This is a genomic window from Ancylobacter vacuolatus, from assembly GCF_030813595.1.
GTDB lineage: Bacteria > Pseudomonadota > Alphaproteobacteria > Rhizobiales > Xanthobacteraceae > Ancylobacter > Ancylobacter vacuolatus.
Genome location: NZ_JAUSUH010000006.1, coordinates 50,748 through 71,780, shown reverse-complemented (window position 1 = coordinate 71,780; position 21,033 = coordinate 50,748). Strand labels below are relative to the sequence as shown.

Sequence of the window (21,033 nt, the reverse complement as noted above, 5' to 3'; positions counted from 1 at the left end):
AGACCGACCGGGCGGCCAGTGGCCGCCCGTTCCGTTTGGCGTGGTGACTTAGAGCGCCTTCTTGAGCGGGGCGGGGCCGGTCATCATTGCCACCACAGGCACCGCCACTACCGCCTCGCCGGAGAATTGCGTGGTCGAGAGACCCTTGGCGCCGTCGCGGCTGAACTGCGCGGCGACGATGCGGCGCGGCGGCAGCACGAAGGCGGCGAAACGGCGGAGCTCGGGAAGGTGCATGGAGACCTTGCCGGAAACACTGGGGCCGCTGAACAGGCGGCGGATTTCCGCGACCATGGCCTGCGAATAGGGCTGAGGCTTACGCGCCTGCGCGACTTGCGTGGCCGGCGCCCCGGCGGGACGGGCGGCGCGGGCGGTCGCCGTATCGACCTCCGGCGCGCGGCCGGGCTGGAGCCGCGGCGCCGTGAACACGCTGCCGGCGGCGTCGGCATAGGCAAGCGCCGGGCCTTCGCCATTGGTGCCGCGCACGATCACTTCCGGCAGCCCGCCCATTTCGCTGGGGCGGGTCTGGGGCAGCGGCGCGCCGGAGAGGGCGCTGGCGATCTGCCGGTTATTGGTCGCTTCAGGCGTGCCCGGCAGCGGAATGGCGGCGGCAAGCGCCGCGAGATCGGCCCTGTCGCTGGGCGCGACGCGCGAGGCGACGGGACGGGGGGCTGGCGCCGCCACGGAAGCCACCGCGCCGCGCGGCAGCGGATTGGGCTGGGGCAGCGGCACCGCGCCGAGCGAGGCCACCTCGAAGGGCGCGATCGGCGCAGCAGCCGATGCGACGGCGGGCGCCGGCGCGGCCGGCAGCGCCGGGCGGGGCATGGGGGTGGGGACGGCAGCGGCCAGCGCCACCTGTTGGGGCTCGGAAGGGACAGGCGGGGCCGGCGCCACCGCCGCAACCCGGGCCGGTGCCTCCTCGGCAGGCGCGGCCGCCGGCGTTGCCTCTTCCTCGTCGTCGCTGTCCTTGGTGAACAGGCCGGCAAAAATGTTCTTCGGCTGAGCGCCGTTCGCCGCCACCCGGCGCTTGGGATCATTGCCGCCGGGAAGGCCGGCGAAGGCGGCACCGGCGCCGCCCGGCTCGCTGCCCCGCGATTCGACCTGGGCCAGGGCGGAGGCGTAGCCGGACATCGGCTTGCCGTCAGCCGGGACATGAACGGTCTTGCCGTCCGGGAAGACGCGGGCAAGCTCGGGCCGACTCATGCGCGGCCAGTGGCGCACGCCGCCCGTGTCCATATGCACGAAGGGCGATCCGGAGGTTGGGTAGAAGCCGACGCCGCCGCGCTGCAGCCGCAGCCCCGCCTCACGCACCTTCGCCAGCGAGACCCCCGGAATGTAGAAGTCCATCGCCTTGCCCTGGGTGTGCAAGCTCGTCTGGGCGACGCCGCGCGAGCGCGAGCGCAGCATCGCGTTGGTCGCCGGCGAACGGTAGCCGCCGATCACCTGGATCGGCTGCGTCGCATCGACCTCGCGATAGACTTCCCAGACGATGTCGAACAGCCGGGGATCCATGTCGATGGATTCCTTGCGCCGCCAATCCTGCATGAGGACGTTGAGCTGCTTCAGCGCCGCCGGGTCGTAGCGGCCATTGCGCTTGAAGGTCACGGTGGCGTTGGCGCCGGAGTGAACGTGATGGAAGGTCAGCGTGCGCGTGTCGCCATTGGCCACCGCGTCCTGCAGCAGATCGGCGCCGCACAGCGTGGCAACCGCCGCGATGGCGGCGACCTTGGCGAATTTCGACGAGCGGAGGGCAAGGGTGATGCGCAAGGACGGGGACCCGATATCAACGTTTCCTGAGACGGTACGGGCAGGAGCGCCCGGACCGCGCTTGGTGAACATAGTCTTGTCGGGTTTGGTTAAGAGGTCATTACGACCCCGCCCCCACGCCTATTGCCTTTCGGACTAGAAACCGACTGTGGCAAAAGAGTGCCGCGCAGTCAAATTCGCGAGGGATTACCACGCTCGGACACGGTTTATGCTCGACCGTGCCCATAGAGCCACAGCGCGCTGGTGCGGAGCTGCCTTTTCGACCTCAGCGCCGCACCGTGTCCGCCCGGCGATCGGCAAACTGGCGCGCGCCGCCAATACCGAGCGCCGATTTGGTGGCGGCGTTGGTGCCGTAGAGATCCTCGCGCGTCACCAATCGTCCGTTTCCGTCCACGAAGCTGGTGAAATAGACGAGATGGACGGGAAATTTATTTTTCAGCGGCAGCGATTTCTCGTCGCCGCCGAGCAGGCGCGACAGCCGCTGCTGGCTCCAGCCCTCGCCCGGCCGGCCGAGGGCGAACAGCGCCTCGGCGAATTCCATCGGCTCGTGCACGCGCACGCAGCCATGGCTGAAGGCGCGGCGATCACGGGCGAACAGGGCCCGGCTCGGCGTGTCGTGCAGATAGACCGAATGCTTGTTGGGGAACATGAACTTCATGCGCCCCAGCGCATTGCGCTCGCCCGGCTCCTGCCGGAACGAATAGCCCTGCGTGCCGGCGCGACGCCAGTCCACCGTACCGGGATCGATGACCCGTCCATTGCGCACCACATCGATGCCCTGTCGCACCAGCGCGTAGGGGTCCGCCCTCAGCTTGGGAAGCATCTCGTTGCGGATGATGCTCGGCGGCACATGCCAGGACGGGTTGAACACCGCATATTGCATGCTCTCGCTGAGGATCGGCGTCTGCGTTTCCGGTTTGCCGACCACCACGCGGGTCTCGTGCACGGGACTCCCGTCCACCACGATTCGAACCATGAATTCCGGAATGTTCACCATCACATAGGCTGGGGCGACCTCGTGCGGCAGCCAGCGCCAGCGCTCCATATTTGCGATGATGTCTGGAATGGGATCAGCGCCGGCATCGTTCAGCGCCGCCAGCGTGCCGCGGCCGACAATGCCGTCGACTGACTGGCCGGCAAGGCGCTGGAAGGCCCGCACCGCCTCCACCAGACGGTCATCATAAAATTCGTCGCCCTCTTGCGCACCGGCATCGACGCCGACGCCGAGACGGGCGCGCAGCAGCGGCACGCGCGGGTCGCTCTCGCCAGGCCGCAGCGAAGGCCCGGGAGGAATGGGGGCGTGGGACACCACCTGCCCCTGAGCCTGCAGCTGCGCCAGCTGCTCCTTCAGCAGTCGGTACTGGTCGTATTGCGGGGCGAAGCTGGCAAGGGCCGCCCGTGCATCCTGCGGATCGCGCGCATCGGCGACTCGCGCGAGAACCGCCGCCGAATCCGGCACGGTCGGGCTCGGGTCGACATCCTTGGACAGCGTCTTGGGATCGAACCGGCCGCTCTGCACGTGGCGCGCATAGAGCAGTGTCGTCGCCGCCAGCCGCATCTCGGTTTCGGCGAGCTGCGCCGCATCGGCATTGGCAGCCAAGGGCGGCACGGCGTAGTCGGCGGGATCGAGCCCTTCCGCCCCAGCCACAGCGAAGGTGTCGAGCGCGACCTGCCCAATCGGAGCGAGACCGCCCTCCCCGGTAAAGGCGGGCTGAAAGTTCCGCGCCGTGTAATAGGCGGTGAGCGCCTCTCGATCGGCGGACCGGGCGGCGAAGCGCGCCAGCTCGCTCGCGACGATGGCCGCGAGGCGCTTTGAAAATGCCGTCTCGCCTGCCGACACGGCTGGAGCCGCCAGAGCCGGTCCGGGTGCGGCACCACTTTCTGTCGCGGTGCCGTTCGTGCCCTCGCCAAGGCCGGGCGCGCCATCGCCCACCGTCGGTGCGGCGGATGGAACCACCGCCCCAGGCTCGGCAGCCACCTCAGCGCCAAGGGGCGCGGCCGGACTTTGCAGCGCCAGCGCCGCGCTGCGTGCCGGGCTGGGACGGCGCGGATCGGTCGCATCGAAGGGTTGATCGTCAGCGGCAATCGCCGGCAATGCCGCCGCCGCCTCGCCGGAGCGCAGAATTCCCGCCGCGTCAGAATTAAAAGCGGGGAGGCTGTCGCCCGTGCCCTCGCCGGCGCGGTCAATGGCGATGGCGCTGCCCATGGTCGCCATGCCGTTTTCCTGCGCCATGACGGAAAGGCCGCTACTGCCGGCCGCCGCGAAGGCGAGACCCGCCACCGTCAGCAGCCGCGCCGCGCCCGCCCTCGGGCGAACCGCGCCGCGCCCCTCGCCCTTACCCGTTACGCCGCGACCGGACATCGACTTCTCCGCTTGTTCCCGCCCCGGACAGACCGGCCTCGCCTTTCCCGGCAGGGATTCGGCGACGATCTGACCACAGCCCACAGACGGTTCAACTCACGAACACGGCAGGGGGATCCTCCGGGAATCTCTCGGCCGCCACTTTGCCGGGGCTTGGTAAAGGCTCTGTTAAGCATATCCTTGCCGCAGCCACCGGTCTCCCGGCAAACTCCACCCGGCTTGGCTGTCATCTTCCCTTGCTCCCAAGGCGCCGATTCCTATAATCCCCGCCTTTCCCTAAAGGTGCGGATAGACAGAATGAGCGACCTGACGGCCGGGATGGCCGCCGACAATCGACCCGTCGCCATCATCATGGGCAGCCAGTCCGACTGGGAAACCATGCGCCATGCTGCCGAAACGCTTGATGCGCTCGGCATTGGCCATGAGTGCCGCATCGTCTCGGCCCACCGCACGCCGGACCGCATGTACGCCTTCGCCAAGGGGGCGCGCGCGGCCGGCACCCGGGTCATCATCGCCGGCGCCGGCGGCGCCGCGCATCTGCCGGGCATGGTCGCCTCGCTTACCTCGCTTCCGGTGTTCGGCGTGCCGGTGGAATCGAAGGCGCTGTCCGGCCTCGACAGCCTCTATTCCATTGTGCAGATGCCGGCCGGCATCCCGGTGGGCACGCTCGCCATCGGCAAGGCGGGGGCGACCAACGCCGCGCTGCTGGCGGCCGCCGTGCTCGCCCTCAACGACGAGGCGCTGGCGAACCGACTGGACGCCTGGCGCGCGGCGCGCACCGCCGCCGTGACGGAGCGCCCGGAATGAGCTTCCCTTCCCGCATTCTCGCCCCCGGCGACACGATCGGCATCCTCGGCGGCGGGCAGCTTGCCCGCATGATCGCCCTTGCCGCCGCCCCTCTCGGGCTAAAGACGCATATCTACGCCCCCGAGGAGGGGAGCCCGGCCTTCGATGTCGCGGGCACCCACACCCGCTCCGCCTATGACGACTTCGCCGCGCTGGAGCACTTCGCCAAGGCGGTCGACGTTGTCACCTATGAGTTCGAGAACGTGCCGGTCTACACTGCCGAGTTCCTCTCCCGCCATGTGCCGGTGCATCCGGGCGCGCGGGCGCTCGGCATCACCCAGGACCGGCTGGAGGAGAAGACCTTCGTCTCCCGCCTCGGCATCGAGACCGCGCCCTTCGCCGCCGTGCAGGACGTGGCGGAACTGGAAGCCGCGCTTGCCGAGATCGGCCGCCCGGCCGTGCTGAAGACCCGGCGCTTCGGCTATGATGGTAAGGGCCAGATCATCATCCGCGAGGGCGACGATGCCGCCGCTGCCTTCAAGGCGGTGGGCCACCACCCCTCGATACTGGAGGGCTTCGTGCCGTTCGAGCGCGAAGTCTCGGTGGTCGCCGCCCGCACCGAGGACGGCCGCTTCAAGGCCTATGAGGTGACGGAGAACGAGCACCGCCATCACATTCTCTACCGCTCCACCGTGCCGGCCGACGTGACACCGGCGGTGGATGCGGTGGCCCGCGAGATCGCCCGCCGCATCGGCGAGGCGCTGGGCTATGTCGGCGTGTTCGCGGTCGAGATGTTCCTCGTGGTGGTGGACGGCGCGCAGGGGGTGATCGTCAACGAGATCGCCCCGCGCGTGCATAATTCCGGCCACTGGACGCTGGACGGGGCCGTCACCAGCCAGTTCGAGCAGCATGTGCGGGCCATTGCCGGCTGGCCGCTCGGCGCGGTGGAGCGGCTCGGCCAGGTCGAGATGACCAATCTCATCGGCGACGAGGCCGACGACTGGCAGGCCATTCTGGACGAGCCGGGCGCGCATCTGCACCTCTATGGCAAGGCCGAAGCCCGCCCCGGCCGCAAGATGGGCCATGTGACGCGCATTTTCGAGGAGTGAGGGCGCAGGCGGCTCCTTCTCCGTTTGCACGGAGGCGCGGCGATCCATCACGCCATCGTGCGCGCCGCTGTTGAAATACGGACGCCGCTGCGGGCGTATAGGCGGGGAACTGCCCCGTCATCGACCCCAGCGGACCGTCCATGCCCTTCCTGCGCGAGAATTCCGGCAAGCTCAGCCCCGAGAAGATCGGCGCGCTGCTGGTCGTCCTCTTCCCCCTTGGCCTGCTGCTGGCTCAGGCGCTCGGCGGCGGCTTCGCCGCGCCGGACGCCCCCGGCCTTGGTGGCCCGGGACTGGATGCGCCGGGTTTGGGCGCCCCCGGTCTCGGCGCCCCCGGTCTCGGCGGGCCGGGTTTGGGCGGTCCTGCGCCCGGCGGGGCGCTGGGGGGCGAAGCGGCGCTGGGCGCCCGCCCGCTGATCCAGATCATCCTGTTCGTCGGCGACTGGGCGGTGCGTCTTCTGCTCATCTCGCTCGCGGTCACGCCGGCGCGTCGGCTGTTCAACTGGCCGAAGCTGCTGCTCACGCGGCGCACGCTCGGGCTCGGCGCCGCCTTCCTCATCGGCGTGCATTTCGTTGTCTATCTCGTCGACACTGGCAGCCTCGCCACGGCGGCCAGTGAGATCGTGCTGCGCATCTATCTCACCATCGGCTTCGTCGCGCTGCTCGCCTTCGCCGCGCTGTCGGCCACCTCCTGGGACGGCGCCATCCGCGGGCTGGGCGGGCCGCGCTGGAACCGGCTGCACCAGTTGGTCTATCCCGCCACCGCGCTCGCCCTGCTGCATTTTTTTATGCAGCAGAAACTCGACGTGACCCAGCCGGTGCTGATGACCGGCTTCTTCGTCTGGCTGATGGGCTGGCGGATGATGCAGCATTACGGGCGCGGCACCGGCTTTCTGAACCTCTCGGCGCTCGCTGCCGCCTCCGGGCTGTTGACCGCGCTGATCGAGGCGGGCTGGTACGCCGCCGCCACCGGCATCGACCCGGCGCGGGTGCTGGCGGCGAATCTCTCCTTCGCCTACGCCATCAGCCCGAGCTGGTGGGTCGCCGGTGCCGGCCTCGGCGTTGCGCTGGCGAGCGAGATCGTGCTCCGGCTGCGCCCGCTCCCCGCGAGGCGTACGGCGCGGGCCTGAGCCTCACCCCACCGCCTGCGCCAGAAACGCGGCCGCGTCTTCCTTAGGCAGCGCGGTCCAGCCTTCCAGTTGGTGGCGGAACCAGGTGTCCTGCCGCTTGGCATAGTGCCGCGTGTCGAGGATCGCCCCCTCCACCGCCGCCTCCAGCGGAATCTCGCCGGCGAGATGGCGGGCGAACCAGGGCATGCCGTGCGCCTTGAGCAGCGTGCGATCCGCCGGCAGGCCGCGCGCCAGCAGAGCCCGCGCCTCCTCCAGCGCGCCCTCTCCCATCATGGCGTGAAAGCGCTCGGCGATGCGTGCCCGCAGCGCCGTCCGGTCGGTGGCGAGGAAAAGCCGCACGCACTCCGCCGCCGCCAGCACCGGTGCCTCGCCCCGTTCCTCCTGCCAGCGTGCCAGCGGGCGGCCCGTCGCCTCGTAAACCTCCAGCGCCCGCATCAGCCTTTGCGTGTCGGACGGTCGCAGTCGCGCCGCCGTCTCCGGGTCCACCGCCGCCAGCCGCGCATAAAGGTCCGGCGCGTCGAGGCCAAGACCGCGCACCCTTTCGCGAATCTCAGCCGGTATGGCCGGGATTGGCGAGAGACCTTGCGTCAGCGCCTTGAAATAGAGCCCGGTGCCGCCGGTGAAGATCGGCAGGCGGCCCGCGCGCTCCGCCTCGCCCAACACGGCCGCCGCCTCGTCAAGCCAGTGCGCGACCGAATAGTCCTCACCCCCGTCGACATGGCCGTAGAGCCGATGCGGCGCCCGCGCCTCTTCCTCTCGCGTCGGCCGCGCCGAGAGCACCCGGAGGTCGCGATAGACCTGCATGGAATCGGCGTTGATGACCACGCCGCCCGTGCGCTCGGCGAGGTCAAGCGCCAGCGCCGACTTGCCGCTCGCAGTCGGTCCTGCAATAAGCACGGCGCGCGGGCGCGCAGCTCTCGCGGTCACGTCCGCCTCGCTCTTCCGGGTTTCCATCCTGCCTTTTTGCCCGACGCCGGCCCGGCGGCAAGGTCCCAGTCGCAGCCATGTCCGAATCCCTGTCCCATATCGTCGTCCTCATCGCGCACCCGGCCGCCCCCGTGGTGGATGACGCGCTGCTTGCCCGTGCCCGCGCCGCCCTGCCCGCCCCCGGCGCGGCGCGGTGGCTCAATCCCGGCATCGCCGCCGAGATCGAGCATGCCGGCGCGGCCGACATCGCGGCGTTGCGCACGGCACTGGCCGGCGCCCCGGTCGACGTGGCGCTGCTGCCCGCCGAGGGACGGCGCAAGAAGCTGTTTCTCGCCGACATGGATTCCACCATGATCGGGCAGGAGTGCATTGACGAACTGGCCGATTATGCCGGCATGAAGGCGCATGTCGCCGCCATCACCGAGCGCGCCATGCGCGGCGAGATCGCCTTCGAGCCCGCGCTGCGCGAGCGGGTAGCGCTGCTGAAAGGCCTGCCGCTCGCCGTGGTCGACACGGTGATCGCCGAGCGAATCCGCCTCACCCCAGGTGGCACCGCACTGGTGCGGACGATGAAGGCGCATGGCACCCGCACGCTGCTGGTCTCCGGCGGCTTCACCCTGTTCACGGAGCGCGTCGCGGCGATGATCGGCTTCGACGACCACCGCGCCAATGTGCTGATCGCCGATGGCGACAGCTTCGCCGGCCTGGTCGAGGAGCCGATCCTCGGCCGCGAGGCCAAACTGGCCTCGCTGGTCGAGTGGCGCACCAGCCTCGGCCTCGCTCCTGCCGAAACGCTCGCTGTCGGCGACGGCGCCAATGATCTCGCCATGATCGGCGAGGCCGGGCTCGGCGTCGCCTACCACGCCAAGCCGGCGGTGGCGGCGGCGGCGCAGGTGCGCATCGACCATGGCGACCTCACCGCCCTGCTCTATCTCCAGGGCTACGCGGCCCACGACTTCGTCGACGCCTGAACTGGCGCGCCGGGCGCGAATGGCCTGCCCCGGCCTCACGGCGCAAGTGGCGGCAGAATGATGCGGTTGCGCAGCGGGTCATTGGGAATGTCCACCGGCGGGGCCAGCGGCGGCGCGGCGCTGCCCGGTGCGAGCGCCTCTGGCGGGGTATACTGCCCATAATAAGGCGGCGGCACGGCCGGGCTGCCCGGCACGCGCGGGACGGCCGGTGTTGCCGGCACCCGCCGCGGCGCGGCATTCGGGGCGGCCGCGCGCGGCGCCGCCTGCGGGGCGGGGGCGGGCCGGCGCACCGGCGGGGTGTCCGTCGCCTCGCCGCCATCGGTCAGCGGCGTGCGGCCATATTCTGCCTCCAGCCGCTTGGTCTCCCGCTCCAGCGCCCGCATGTTGATGGCGGTGCTCAGCGCCGTCAGGTCGAAACGGCGCTCCGGCGCCGCAAGTGGGCCCCGCCACTGCACAGCCGCCGCCGGAGCCGCCGGCAGGCCCACACTGGCGACGTCCTGCATCTCCAGCGTGGCCTCGAAGCTCAGGGCGGGAATATCGAGCGCCCCGCTCAGCCCGAAACGCTGCTCGCCCATCGCCAGCCGGGCGGCGCTGGTGCGTGCCACGCCGTCGACCACGCTGACGGCGCTCTCCACCCGCGCCAGTTTGAGCGGCGCGCGCGCCAGGCCGTCGCTCAGCAGCTGCGCCAGGCGCTGCTGGTCCGGTGGCGGCCCCCGCTCGGTCGCCAGCATCACATAGTGCAGCGCCTTCGGGTCGCTCTGGTCGACCTCCAGCCCCTCGATGCCGAGGCTGCCCTGCCCCTGCAGCTGGCTTGCCAGCGCGAAAGGCGAGTTGCCCCGCCCGGTCATGTCCAGCGTCGTGCTCAGACGGCCGCGCAGCTTCGGCTGGGTCACGCCGAGGGCGGCGAAGAGCGCGGCACTGTCGGCGCTGGTCAGGCCCAGCCGGCCGTCAAACTGCACGGCCTCGCCGGCGCGCGCGAGATTGAATTTGCCGGAGAATGACCCGCCGGCCAGCGAACCGGTGACGCTCTCCACGGTGAGCCGTCCCGCGGTCAGCCGCGCCGCGATCTTCGCCTCGCCGAGCGCCAGCCCACCAGGAAGATCGAAGCGCTCGACGCTGAGCTTCAGCTCGGCGGCAAGGGTGGAGAGCGGAGCCGGGCCGAAGCGTGCCCGCGACCATCCCTCCGCCTCGCCCGCGTCAGAGGCGCCGACGACGAGCCCCAGCGCCCTCGCGACGCTCCAGCGCGGCATGGCGAGCTCCGCCCGCACCGGCTCGCCCGGAATATAGGCGAGGCCGCCGTCGAGCCGCTGCTCCCCCAGCGCGCCGGAAAGCTCGCGTATCCACCAGCCCTCTCCTTCCCGGCCGAGCTTGCCGGTGAACCGAGCCGGCACCGCGCCCGCGCCGGCCGCCGCCAGTTGCGGCAGCAGCGCCGTCAGGTCGGCACTTTCCAGCGTCAGCGCGAGCGTCGGGTCGAGGCGGCCGGCGGCGTCCAGTGCCGCCGTGCCCTCGCCGCGCAGGCGTGCCCCGGCGAATTCGAGCGTCGCCTCGATCCGCTGATCGAGATCAAGCACGAGGCGGGCCGGGCCAAGAGCGGGGCGCAGGCCCGGCACGCCCACGCCGGAGAGCACGGCGCTGCCATCGCGCGCATCGAGCGCGGCGCGCCCGCTGAGCTTGCCATCGGCGCCGAAGCCGATCTGTCCGGTACCGGACAGACCGCCGAGCCGGCCGTCCGCATCGATCGTGGTGCGTCCGCCCTGCGACACCAGGGTGAGGGTGAGATCCACCGGCGCGAGGCTTGCCTGCGTCGCGGTGAGGAAAGACTGGATCTGGGTCAGGCCGAAGGCGCCCGCCAGGCCCGGCAGGCCATCGGCACGGGGCCCTGAGAGCTTGGCGGCGAAGCGGGCATTGCCACCGCCAAACGCGGCAAGCCGGCCGGAGCCGGTGAGGTCGAGCCCGGCGAAATCCTCAATGGCGAGGCGTTCGATGCCGAGCCCGTCGGCCCCACCCTTGAGGATGACGTCCAGGCTGCGGGCACTGCCCCCGGCAAGACGGACCTGCCGGCCGCTGAGGCTGAGATTGAGATCCGTCGTTCCCAGGCCGAGGTTCACAAGGCGCTGAATCGGCGGCAGCAGTGCGTCGACATCGACATCCGAGGTCGTCAGCACCGCGTCGACCCGTCCACGCCCGCCGGCTGGGGGCAGCGTATAGGCAGCCGTACCCGCAAACCGGCTCTCGCCAGCCGAGAGAGCGATCTTGTCCAGCGCAAAGCCGCCGGCGCTGACGCTGAGCTCGGCGGAAAGCCGAGCCGCGCCGGCGGGAAGGCTGGCGACGAGCCCGCTTGCCTGTGGCACCGCCCAGGCGACGAAGGCCGGCAGATCCTGCGCTTCCAGCACCCCGCTGCCGCCGAACAGGGCGGCGTTTGGATCGCGGGTCCCAGCCACCCGCGGCAAGCTTCCGGAGAGCGCAACATGGGCCCCGCCGGGCAGCCGCGCTTCCAGCGTGCGCGCGCGCCAGCCGCCGGGCGACCAATCCAGACCCGCCTTCACGTCACGCGCCGCCGACCCGGCGAGCAGCACCGTGTCGCTGGACAGATCGAGCGAGCCCACGACCGCGAGATCGGCCAGCGGCGCCAGCAGGCGGGCCAGCGCGTCGGTCGCCGCCAGCGGTGTCGCGCCGCCGGTCATGGCGCCAAGATCGAGCTGGCGCGCCGCCAAGGTGAGGTCGAGCCGCGAATCGGGGTTGCCCGGCCCCGCCCCGACCAGGCGGGCGGAGCCGGAAAGCGCCACCGGCCTCTCGGCGGCGTCGAGCGTCAGGCTCAGATCGGTGGCGGCAACCGCCTGCGGCGTCGCCTCCACCTTGGCCGACAGGCTCCAGGCCTTGAGCATGTCGGCACCGGCGCCGCCCGTGGCGGGCGTAGGCGCGGAAGTCGGCGCGGCGCGCACCAGCGCCGCCCGGCCACGAAAGCTCGGCGCCCCGCCGGCAAGGCTCAGCACCCCATCCGCATCGACGCTCAGCGGCGAGCCGACATTCTGCGCGCCGAGGCGCAGCTTGGCGGTGCCGTCGGCGGCGAACTGCGTCAGATTGAGCCGCACCCGGCGGCGCAGACCGGCCGCATTGGCCTCACCCTCCAGCCTGACCGGGCCAGTGGGCCCGCCGACTTCTCCGGTAAGATCGACCGTGTCGAGCTTCAGCGTGCGTTCATTGGCGCGGTCGAGGATTTCGAAGCTGCCCTCGGTGACAGAGAGCCCGGCGATGCTGAAACCGCCCGGTCGGGTGACGCCGGTGGGCAGGGAGAGCTTGCCTGTCGTGTCGACCACGAGCCGGGCGCGCGGGCGCAGCAGGCCGACATGGTCGGCCACCACCTCGCCGCGCATCAGCGCGCCCAGATTGAGCCGACCGGAAAGCTCCGCCACGGTGATGCCGGTGCCGCCGCCATCGAGACCGATCGACACGTCGCGCAGCACCACGCGCGGGGTCGGCAGGATCTGCGCGTCGATCGGGCCCCGGATGATGACAGGAGCGCCGAGCGTTCGGGCCGCCTGCGCCTCGAAGGTCGAGCGCCATTGCGACCAGTCGACGACGAACGGCGCCGCAAAGGCCGCAGCAACGGCCAATATGATCGCGCCCGCAATCGTCAACAGCAGGTTCTGCACACGTTCCTCCGGCCTTTCGGCCCCGGTTCCCGCCGCCTGGCGGATACCGGAACACTCTACGCTAGATTGTTGATAATTTTCGCGTTCTCCGCGCCGCGCGCAAGGCGCGAATTGATGCAGAGGCGACCCAAAACCCCGGCGGATCTGCGGCCGCCTCCCTCGCTCTCGCCTCTCAGGGCAGGATCTTGCCGGGATTCATGATGTTCTGCGGGTCAAGCGCCTGCTTGATCGCACGCATCGCATCGAGCGTGGCGGCACCGTGCTCGGCCTCCATATAGCCGCGCTTGCCCTGTCCGACGCCGTGCTCGCCGGTGGCCGTGCCGCCCATGGCCAGCGAACGCTTCACCATGCGGGAGATAAAGTCCTTCGCTTTCGCCACATCCTGCGGGTCGCTCATGTCGACCAGCGTCACGGTGTGGAAATTGCCATCGCCGACATGGCCGACGATCGGCGCCAGCATGCCCATCTCCTCGATGTCGCGCTTGGTCTCGTCGACGCAGTCGGCGAGGCGGGAGAGCGGAACGCACACATCGGTGGCCAGCGCCTTGGCGCCGGGCTTCAGCGGCAGGCAGGCCCAGTAGGCGTCGTGCCGCGCCTGCCACAGCTTGGTGCGCTCCTCGGGCCGTGTCGCCCATCTGAAGCCGCCCCCGCCATACTCCGCCGCGATCTCGCTGAACCTCTCGCTTTGCTCGTGAACGCTCGCCTCCGTGCCGTGGAACTCGACGAACAGCGTTGGCTGCTCGGCGAGGTCGAGCTTTGAGTAAGCGTTGCAGGCCCGCACCTGCACCTCGTCCAGCAGTTCGATGCGCGCTACCGGCAGGCCGGACTGGATGGTGAGGATCACCGCGTCGCAGGCGGCGCGGATGGTGGGAAAGGCGCAGACGCCGCCGGAGATCGCCTCGGGGATGCCCGCCAGCCGCAGCGTCAGACTGGTGATGATGCCGAGCGTTCCCTCCGCTCCCACCAGCAGCCGGGTGAGATCGTAGCCGGCAGCGGATTTCTTCGCCCGCCTCGCGGTGGTGATCACCTCGCCATTGGCCAGCACGGCGGTGAGCGCGACGACATTGTCCTTCATCGTGCCATAGCGCACCGCATTGGTGCCCGAGGCGCGGGTGGAGGCCATGCCGCCCAGCGAGGCATCGGCGCCGGGATCGATGGGGAAGAACAGGCCGGCATCGCGCAGATGCTCGTTCAGCTGCTTGCGCGTCACCCCCGGCTCGACCACGCAATCGAGGTCTTCGGGATGCACGGACAGCACCCGGTTCATGCGCGAGAGGTCGATGGAAAGGCCGCCCTGCGGGGCATTGATCTGCCCCTCCAGCGAGGAGCCGGTGCCGAAGGCGATCACCGGCACGCCATGCCGGGCGCAGGCGCGCACGACCAGTTGAACCTCTTCGGTGCTCTCCACGAACACCACGGCGTCGGGCGCTTCATTGGCCAGCCAGGTGATGGTGTTGGCGTGCTGCTCGCGGATCGCCCGACCAATGGCGAGCCGTTCACCAAAATGGGCGGAAAGGGCGGCGATCACCTCCTGCACAGGGGCATGGCCCGCCTGCGTCGCGGGACGCTGCTCGACCGTGGTTTCCATCCCGCTCTCCTTCGGCTTGTTCCCCCGCCGCGCGGCAGCAGAGCCGGCAGCGCCAACGGCATATACCTTATCAAGGCAGGCCGCGACTCACGGCGGGCCCGGTTGCCGCGCAAAAAGCACCCTGAAACCCCGCCGAAGCAAGAATTCGGTCACTCATTTGCCATCGCGACAGGTGACGACTGCACGGAATGTCGGCACAATGCTTGTCAATAAGGCAGCGCGGTATCTCGCGCTCGGCGGTCGGGATGGTGTCATGCTGGACGGGATCGATTTCGAACCCGTATTTTTCGCGCCTTTCGTGTCGTCCGTGATGACGGTCGATGCGGGCTGGGCCGATCACAACGGGCATTTGCATGCGGCCTTCTACAGCCTCCTGTTCGACCGCGCGGTCGACGAGGCGGTGTTCCTGGTCGGGCTTGGCCCGCATCTGGTGGAAAGCCGCAGCGCCTCCTTCGTCACGATGGAGGCTCATCAGCGTTTCCAGCGCGAGCTTCGCGCCGGTCAGGAGGTGCGGGCCACGCTGCGCCTCATCAATTACGACGACAAGCGCATGCATCTGTTCCAGGAGTTGCACCACGCCCGCGAGGGCTGGATCGCCTCGACCTATGAGCAGATCGCCCAGCATGTGGAAGCCGGCACCCGGCGCGTGGTGCCCTTCCCCGACGAGGTGCTGGAGCGGCTGGCGCTGATGAAGGCGGCCCACGGCGCGCTGCCGGTGCCGGAAGGACTCGGACGGCCGGTCAACATGCCGATCCGGCTGAGCTGAGCGGCCGGCGCTGCGGAACCACTCTCACCGCTAGGCGGCGGGCGTCTCGTTGCGCCCGCGGTCGGCCACGAGTTCCAGCGTGGTCCAGCCCTCGATGGTGCGGCGACGCTTGAGCCGCAGCCCCTGCGCGCGATAGGCGGCCAGTGCCGCATTGGCGTGCGAGGGTAGCAGCCCCGACAGCACCACCGTGCCCCCCGGCGCCAGCAGCAGGCTGAGCGGGCGGGCGATCGCCTTGAGGGGCGGCAGCAGGATATTGGCGAGGATCAGGTCGTAAGGGCCGTGGCGACGGAACGCTCCCGCGCCCAGCCCCGGGGCGTGCAGAAACTGGATATGAGGCGCGGCGCGGTTGGCCACCGCATTGGCCCGCGCCGTCGTCACCGCCACCGGGTCGATATCGCTGGCCAGAACCGGCGCGTGGAACAGCCGCGCGGCCGCCATGGCGAGAACGCCGGTGCCGGTGCCGACATCGAGCGTGCGGGCCGGGCGGCGCTGTTTGCCATAGGCGGCGATGGCGGCGAGACACCCCTTGGTGGTGCCATGATGGCCGGTGCCGAAGGCCAGTGCCGCCTCGATCTCGATGCCGATCCGGCTCGGCGCCAGCCGCCCACGATCATGCGAGCCATGGACGACGAAGCGGCCGATAGCGACCGGGGCGAGCCCTTCCAGCGAGGCCGCCACCCAATCCTTCTTGTCGAGCAGGGAAAAAACCGCCGCTTCAGCCGCCTCGGGCGACACAAGCGCCACCAGCTCGCGCACCATCTCCTCATCAGGCGGGTCGCCGAAATACACCTCGACCGCCCAGCCCGCCCCTTCGGCGCGGTTTTCCACCTCGAAGGCGGCAGCGGCCACCTCGGCCGGGTCGAAGCTCTCGCCGAGATATTCGGCGATCGCCCGCGCCTCATGTTCGGGCGCATCCACCCGCATCACATGCGACGCGCCATTGGGCGGCAATCCTTCGAGCATGGCGGTCCTCACGGGGTGGCGGGCGGGTTCTCAGGGCGGTGCGCGCTCTGTAAGCGAGGACGCGCCCGAATGCCAGCGCCGGAGGGAAACGCAGTGAGGCACGTGGGCAGGAAGCCGACGAGCTCCCCTCACGCTGCCTCGACGAAGCTGTCGACCACCTTCTTCTCGCCGGCCTTGTCGAACTGCACGGTGAGCTTGTTGCCTTCCACCGAGGCCACCTCGCCATAGCCGAACTTCTGGTGGAACACCCGGTCGCCGACAGCAAAGCGCGTCGCTGGGCCGGTGGAGCGGGCGATGAGCTCGCCCTCGATCGTCAGCCCGCTCCGCGCCTTCTCGCTCGCCGCGAAGCGCGAAGGGCGGCTGTCGGTGAAGCTGCCGCCGGAAAACCCTGATCCCGATCCGCCCGACGCACCCGCGCCAGCACGCGCGGCGTTCTGCGCCCGCTGCCAGCCGGGCGTGGAATAGGAGGAGCCGAAGGTCTGCGCCTCGTCGAAGCGGCTCGGCCCGTAGCCATAGCGACCCGACTGGCCGCCGCCCCAGCCTTGGCCGCCGCGCGATTCCGTCACCTCCACGTCCTTCTCCGACAATTCGTCGAGGAAGCGGCTCGGCACGGCCGACTGCCACTGCCCGTGGATACGCCGGTTGGAGGCGAAGAACACCTTGGCGCGCCGCCGCGCCCGGGTGATGCCGACATAAGCGAGGCGGCGCTCCTCCTCGAGCCCGGCGCGGCCCTGCTCGTCCAGCGCGCGCTGATTGGGGAACACGCCCTCCTCCCAGCCCGGCAGGAACACGGTCTCGAATTCCAGCCCCTTGGCCGAATGCAGCGTCATGATGCTGACGGCATCGCCGCCGGCGCCGCGATCGACATCCATGACCAGCGAAATATGTTCGAGAAAGCCGATCAGGTTCTCGAACGGCTCCATCGAGCGCACAAGTTCCTTGAGGTTGTCGAGCCGGCCCTGCGCATCGGCGGAACGGTCCTTCTGCCACATCTCGGTATAGCCGGACTCGTCCAGCACGATCTCGGCCAGTTCGTGATGGCGCATGGTGGCCATCTGCGCCCGCCAGCGGTCGAAGGAGGCGACGAGGTCGCGCAAGGTGAGCCGAACCTTGGGCTTCAGCTCCTCGCTCGCCACCAGCTCGCGCGCCGCCTCGGCAAGCGGCAGCTGGGCGGCGCGGGCATGGTCGTGGATCTGCCGCAGCGCCGCGTCGCCAAGGCCGCGCTTGGGCACGTTGACGATGCGCTCGAAGGCGAGGTCGTCGGTGGGCGAGGCTATGACCCTGAGATAGGCCAGCGCGTCGCGGATTTCCGCCCGCTCATAGAAGCGCGGGCCGCCGATGACGCGGTAGTTCAGCCCCAGCGTGACGAAGCGCTCCTCGAATTCCCGCATCTGGAACGAGGCGCGCACGAGAATGGCGACCTGCGACAGCGCATGGCCGGCGCGCTGCAGCTGCTCGATCTCCTCGCCGATGGCGCGGGCCTCTTCCTGGCTGTCCCAGGCGCCCGTTACCGTCACCTTCTCGCCGCTCTCGCCTTCGGAGAACAGCGTCTTGCCGAGCCGCCCGGCATTATGGGCGATGAGGTGCGCCGCCGCGCCGAGGATGTGGCCGGTGGAGCGGTAATTGCGCTCCAGCCGCACCACGGTGGCGCCGGGAAAATCGCTGTCGAAGCGCAGGATGTTGTCCACCTCCGCCCCGCGCCAGCCATAGATCGACTGGTCGTCGTCGCCGACGCAGCACACATTCCGCGAACCAGCCGCCAGCAGGCGCAGCCAGAGATACTGCGCGACGTTGGTGTCCTGGTACTCGTCGACGAGAATGTAGCGGAAGCGGCGGTGATATTCCGCCAGCACGTCCGGATTCTCGCGCAGCAGCCGGATGCTCTCCAGCAGCAAATCGCCGAAATCGACCGCGTTCAGCGCCTTCAGCCGCGCCTGATAGGCGGCATAGAACGCCCCGCCGCGCCCATTGGCGAAGGCCGACCCCTCGCCGGCCGGCACCTGCGCCGGGCCGAGGCCGCGATTCTTCCAGCCGTCGATGGTGTTGGCGAGCAGCCGCGCCGGCCAGCGCTTCTCGTCGATATTCTCTGCCTGGAGCAGCTGCTTCAAAAGTCGGATCTGGTCGTCGGTGTCGAGGATGGTGAAGCCGGAGCGCAGCCCCACCAGCTCGGCATGCCGGCGCAGCATCCGCACGCCGATGGAGTGGAAGGTGCCGAGCCAGGGCATGCCCTCCACCTGCTCGCCGACCATGGCGCCGATGCGGTCCTTCATCTCCCGCGCCGCCTTGTTGGTGAAGGTGACAGCGAGGATCTGCGAGGGCCAGGCGAGGCCGAGCGAGAGGATGTGCGCGATACGTGTGGTCAGCACCCGCGTCTTGCCGGTGCCGGCGCCGGCGAGCACGAGGACCGGGCCCTCGGTGGCTTCCACCGCCTGGCGCTGCTCGGGGTTCAGCCCGTCGAGATAGACGCCGCGCCCCTGCGCGCCATGGCCGGGATTGGCCAGCGCCGCCGCACGCGCGGCGATGCCGCCGGGGCGCGGGGTGGCAGCCGGTAGGTCGAAGGGGAAGTCGGACGGGTCGCCATCCGGGGTATTTCGGGGATCGGCCAAAGGCCTGCTCTCAGTCATGATGGATGATTCTTGGCGGAACAAAATGGCACCGGCATGCCCGTTTGGCGAGGGCGGCGCGCAATGGCGGAGATTTCAGCTCGCGCGATACCGCAGCGCCGGCAGCGCGGCACCGATATGGGCGCCCAGCGCCCGCGCCGCCAGCGAGGGACGCGGATCGGCATAGTCGAGCGCAATACCAATGCTGGGAAGCGCCGGCATGCCCTGCGAAACGATGTGCAGGTCCGGCGGCACCGCCATCCGGGTCAGGACGGCGACGGCATGGCCGGAGCGGGCAATGGCGATGAGGCCGGCCAGGCTGTTGCTGGCGAAGGCCACCCGATAGCGCCGCCCGACAGCCTCCATCGCCGCGCAGGCGGCACGATAATCCAGCGTGAGCGGGGCGGAGAGCGCCAGAGGCAGGCTGGCCTGCCCCAGCACCGAGGGTACGGGATCATTGGCCACCCAGACGAAATCCTCCTGCCGGATCACCTCACTGCCGCCAGGATCGGGAACGGAGACCAGCGCCATCTCGATCTGCCGCCGATGCAGCAGTGGGCGCAGTTCCACCGTCGGCGCGCACACCATGCGCAATTCGACATCGGGGTGAAGGGCGCAGAAGCCGCGCAGAAGCTCGGGCAGGAAGGCGGCCGAATAATCCTCCGGGCAGCCGAAGCTCACCGAGCCGCGCAGCCCTGTCCCCACCATATCGGCGAGGATCTCGTCATGGCGGGCGAGCAGGGCGTCGGCATGCACCAGCAGTTTCTCGCCCGCCGTGGTGAGGCGGACGCCCGAGCCGCTGCGGTGCAAAAGCGGCTGGCCGAGGGCACTTTCCAGCCGGTGCATCTGCATGCTCAGCGCCGATTGCGTGCGGCCGATCTGCAGGCAGGCGCCGCTGATCGACCCCGTGCGCGCCACGACGGTGAAGCTGCGCAGCAAGGCGAGGTCGAGGTCTGGGATGAGCGTCATCAGGGTATCAATTTTATCGATATCAGAATGAAACAATATCAGTTGGCCTGAGATGGCAAGGCTCGATAGCTCTTTGTCCAGGGCCAATCGAGGGTAATCCGATGTCTTTGAACGCCGAGCCGCTGAATGCCGCGTCGCTGAACGCCGACCCGGCGTTCTGGGCGGCCGCCGACACCCACCTCACCCGCTACGGGCCGAGCTTCGAATCCATCATCGTCGAGCGGGCCGAGGGCAGCTTCGTCTATGACGCCGACGGGCGCGGCATTCTCGACTTCACCTCCGGCCAGATGAGCGCCGTGCTCGGCCACACCCACCCCGACATCGTGGCCACCGTCGGGCGGCAGATGGGCCGCGTCGCCCATCTGTTCTCCGGCATGCTCTCGCGCCCGGTGGTGGAACTCGCCTCACGGCTCGCCGCGCTGGCGCCGGGGCTGGAGCGGGTGCAGTTGCTCACCACCGGGGCGGAATCGAATGAGGCCGCCATCCGCATGGCCAAGCTCGTCACCGGCGGGCACGAGATCGTCGCCTTCGCCCAGAGCTGGCACGGCATGACCGGCGCGGCGGCAGCCGCCACCTACAGCGCCGGCCGCCGGGGCTATGGGCCGGTGGCGGCGGGCTCCTTCGTCATTCCCGCGCCCAACTCCTACCGCCCGCGCTTCACCCATCCGGACGGCTCCAATGACTGGCAGGCCGAGCTGGACGACGCGTTTTCGCTGATCGACCGCCAGTCCACCGGGGCGCTGGCCGCCTTCATCGCCGAGCCGATCCTGTCGAGCGGCGGCATTCTCGAACTGCCGCCGGGCTACCTCAGGGCGCTGAAGCGCAAGTGCGAGGAGCGCGGCATGCTGCTGATCCTCGACGAGGCCCAGACCGGCATCGCCCGCACCGGCCACATGTTCGCCTTCCAGCGCGACGGCGTGACCCCCGACATCATGACGCTGTCAAAGACGCTCGGCGCCGGCCTGCCGCTCGCCGCCGTCATGACCGCCCCTGATATCGAGGAAAAGGCCTTCGAGAAGGGTTTTCTGTTCTACACCACCCATGTCTCGGACCCGCTGCCGGCCGCCGTCGGCGTGACCGTGCTGGACGTGGTCGAGCGCGACGGGCTGGTGGAGCAGGCGACCGCGCGCGGGGCGCGGCTGAAGGACGGCCTGCTCTCGCTTCAACAGCGCCATGAGTGCGTGGGCGATGTGCGCGGGCGCGGCCTGCTGCTCGGGCTGGAGATCGTGCTGGACCGGGGCACCAAGGAGCCCGGCTTCGATCTCGGTGCGAAAATCATGGAGGAGGCCATGACGCGCGGCCTCAGCATGAACATCGTCAAGCTGCCGGGCATGGGCGGCGTGTTCCGCATCGCCCCGGCGCTGACCGTGACGGAGGCCGAGATCGACCGCGGGCTGGAGATCATCTCCGACTCCATCACCGCCGCCACACGCTAAGGGCTGCGC

At 69.9% G+C, this 21,033-nt stretch carries 14 protein-coding genes; 6 read left to right on the top strand and 8 right to left on the bottom strand.

Features of this window, described 5'->3' with window-relative positions:
- Nucleotides 1-48 precede the first annotated feature (48 nt).
- Both mepK and J2S76_RS14315 read right to left on the bottom strand, forming a co-directional pair.
- Complete coding sequence (mepK, locus tag J2S76_RS14320; protein ID WP_307061274.1) at nucleotides 49-1,764, bottom strand: peptidoglycan L,D-endopeptidase MepK; 1,716 nt, start codon at nucleotides 1,762-1,764, stop codon at nucleotides 49-51.
- 265 nt (nucleotides 1,765-2,029) lie between these two features.
- A complete protein-coding gene (locus tag J2S76_RS14315; RefSeq protein ID WP_307061272.1) occupies nucleotides 2,030-4,126 on the bottom strand; it encodes a L,D-transpeptidase family protein in 2,097 nt (698 codons plus the stop codon).
- A gap of 297 nt (nucleotides 4,127-4,423) precedes the next feature.
- On the opposite strand from J2S76_RS14315, the gene purE reads away from it, so the two are divergent.
- From purE to J2S76_RS14300, 3 genes are all read left to right on the top strand, one after another.
- Nucleotides 4,424-4,933, top strand: coding sequence for a 5-(carboxyamino)imidazole ribonucleotide mutase (gene purE, locus J2S76_RS14310; protein ID WP_307061269.1), 510 nt, complete (start codon nucleotides 4,424-4,426; stop codon nucleotides 4,931-4,933).
- Nucleotides 4,930-6,021, top strand: coding sequence for a 5-(carboxyamino)imidazole ribonucleotide synthase (locus J2S76_RS14305; protein ID WP_307061267.1), 1,092 nt, complete (start codon nucleotides 4,930-4,932; stop codon nucleotides 6,019-6,021). Before purE ends, J2S76_RS14305 begins: the two co-directional genes overlap by 4 nt.
- A 140-nt stretch (nucleotides 6,022-6,161) precedes the next feature.
- Nucleotides 6,162-7,148 (top strand): protein-methionine-sulfoxide reductase heme-binding subunit MsrQ, encoded by a 987-nt coding sequence (locus J2S76_RS14300; RefSeq protein ID WP_307061265.1) that lies wholly within the window; start codon nucleotides 6,162-6,164, stop codon nucleotides 7,146-7,148.
- Nucleotides 7,149-7,151: 3 nt separating this feature from the next.
- On the opposite strand, the gene miaA is transcribed toward J2S76_RS14300, so the two are convergent.
- Nucleotides 7,152-8,102 carry a tRNA (adenosine(37)-N6)-dimethylallyltransferase MiaA gene (gene miaA, locus J2S76_RS14295; protein WP_307061263.1) on the bottom strand — a complete coding sequence of 317 codons (951 nt, stop codon included), beginning with the start codon at nucleotides 8,100-8,102 and terminating at the stop codon, nucleotides 7,152-7,154.
- 50 nt (nucleotides 8,103-8,152) lie between these two features.
- Here miaA and serB point away from each other — a divergent pair, with 50 nt between their 5' ends.
- Nucleotides 8,153-9,046: a phosphoserine phosphatase SerB gene (gene serB, locus J2S76_RS14290; protein ID WP_307061261.1), complete on the top strand. Its 894-nt coding sequence runs from the start codon at nucleotides 8,153-8,155 to the stop codon at nucleotides 9,044-9,046.
- A gap of 35 nt (nucleotides 9,047-9,081) precedes the next feature.
- Here the strand turns inward: serB and J2S76_RS14285 are convergent, their stop codons facing one another.
- Entirely contained in the window at nucleotides 9,082-12,699 is a 3,618-nt protein-coding gene (locus tag J2S76_RS14285) for an AsmA family protein (protein WP_307061259.1), read from the bottom strand.
- A 172-nt stretch (nucleotides 12,700-12,871) separates the two neighbouring features.
- On the bottom strand, nucleotides 12,872-14,287 hold the full coding sequence (locus tag J2S76_RS14280; protein ID WP_307061257.1) for an FAD-binding oxidoreductase: 1,416 nt from the start codon (nucleotides 14,285-14,287) through the stop codon (nucleotides 12,872-12,874).
- A gap of 253 nt (nucleotides 14,288-14,540) precedes the next feature.
- Between J2S76_RS14280 and J2S76_RS14275 the strand changes: the two genes are divergently transcribed.
- A complete protein-coding gene (locus J2S76_RS14275; protein ID WP_018387767.1) occupies nucleotides 14,541-15,053 on the top strand; it encodes a thioesterase family protein in 513 nt (170 codons plus the stop codon).
- 30 nt (nucleotides 15,054-15,083) lie between these two features.
- Here J2S76_RS14275 and J2S76_RS14270 read toward each other — a convergent pair whose 3' ends face one another.
- The 3 genes from J2S76_RS14270 to J2S76_RS14260 all read right to left on the bottom strand — a co-directional run bounded on the left by J2S76_RS14270 (nucleotide 15,084) and on the right by J2S76_RS14260 (nucleotide 19,588).
- The gene (locus J2S76_RS14270) at nucleotides 15,084-16,016 is read right to left on the bottom strand and encodes a 50S ribosomal protein L11 methyltransferase (RefSeq protein WP_307061254.1); all 933 of its coding nucleotides are present in this window, start codon (nucleotides 16,014-16,016) and stop codon (nucleotides 15,084-15,086) included.
- A gap of 128 nt (nucleotides 16,017-16,144) precedes the next feature.
- Nucleotides 16,145-18,640, bottom strand: coding sequence for an ATP-dependent helicase (locus J2S76_RS14265; RefSeq protein WP_307061252.1), 2,496 nt, complete (start codon nucleotides 18,638-18,640; stop codon nucleotides 16,145-16,147).
- Nucleotides 18,641-18,715: 75 nt separating this feature from the next.
- The gene (locus J2S76_RS14260; protein WP_307061251.1) at nucleotides 18,716-19,588 is read right to left on the bottom strand and encodes a LysR family transcriptional regulator; all 873 of its coding nucleotides are present in this window, start codon (nucleotides 19,586-19,588) and stop codon (nucleotides 18,716-18,718) included.
- A 101-nt stretch (nucleotides 19,589-19,689) separates the two neighbouring features.
- On the opposite strand from J2S76_RS14260, the gene J2S76_RS14255 reads away from it, so the two are divergent.
- Nucleotides 19,690-21,024 carry an aspartate aminotransferase family protein gene (locus J2S76_RS14255; protein WP_307061249.1) on the top strand — a complete coding sequence of 445 codons (1,335 nt, stop codon included), beginning with the start codon at nucleotides 19,690-19,692 and terminating at the stop codon, nucleotides 21,022-21,024.
- The last annotated feature ends 9 nt before the right edge of the window (nucleotides 21,025-21,033 follow it).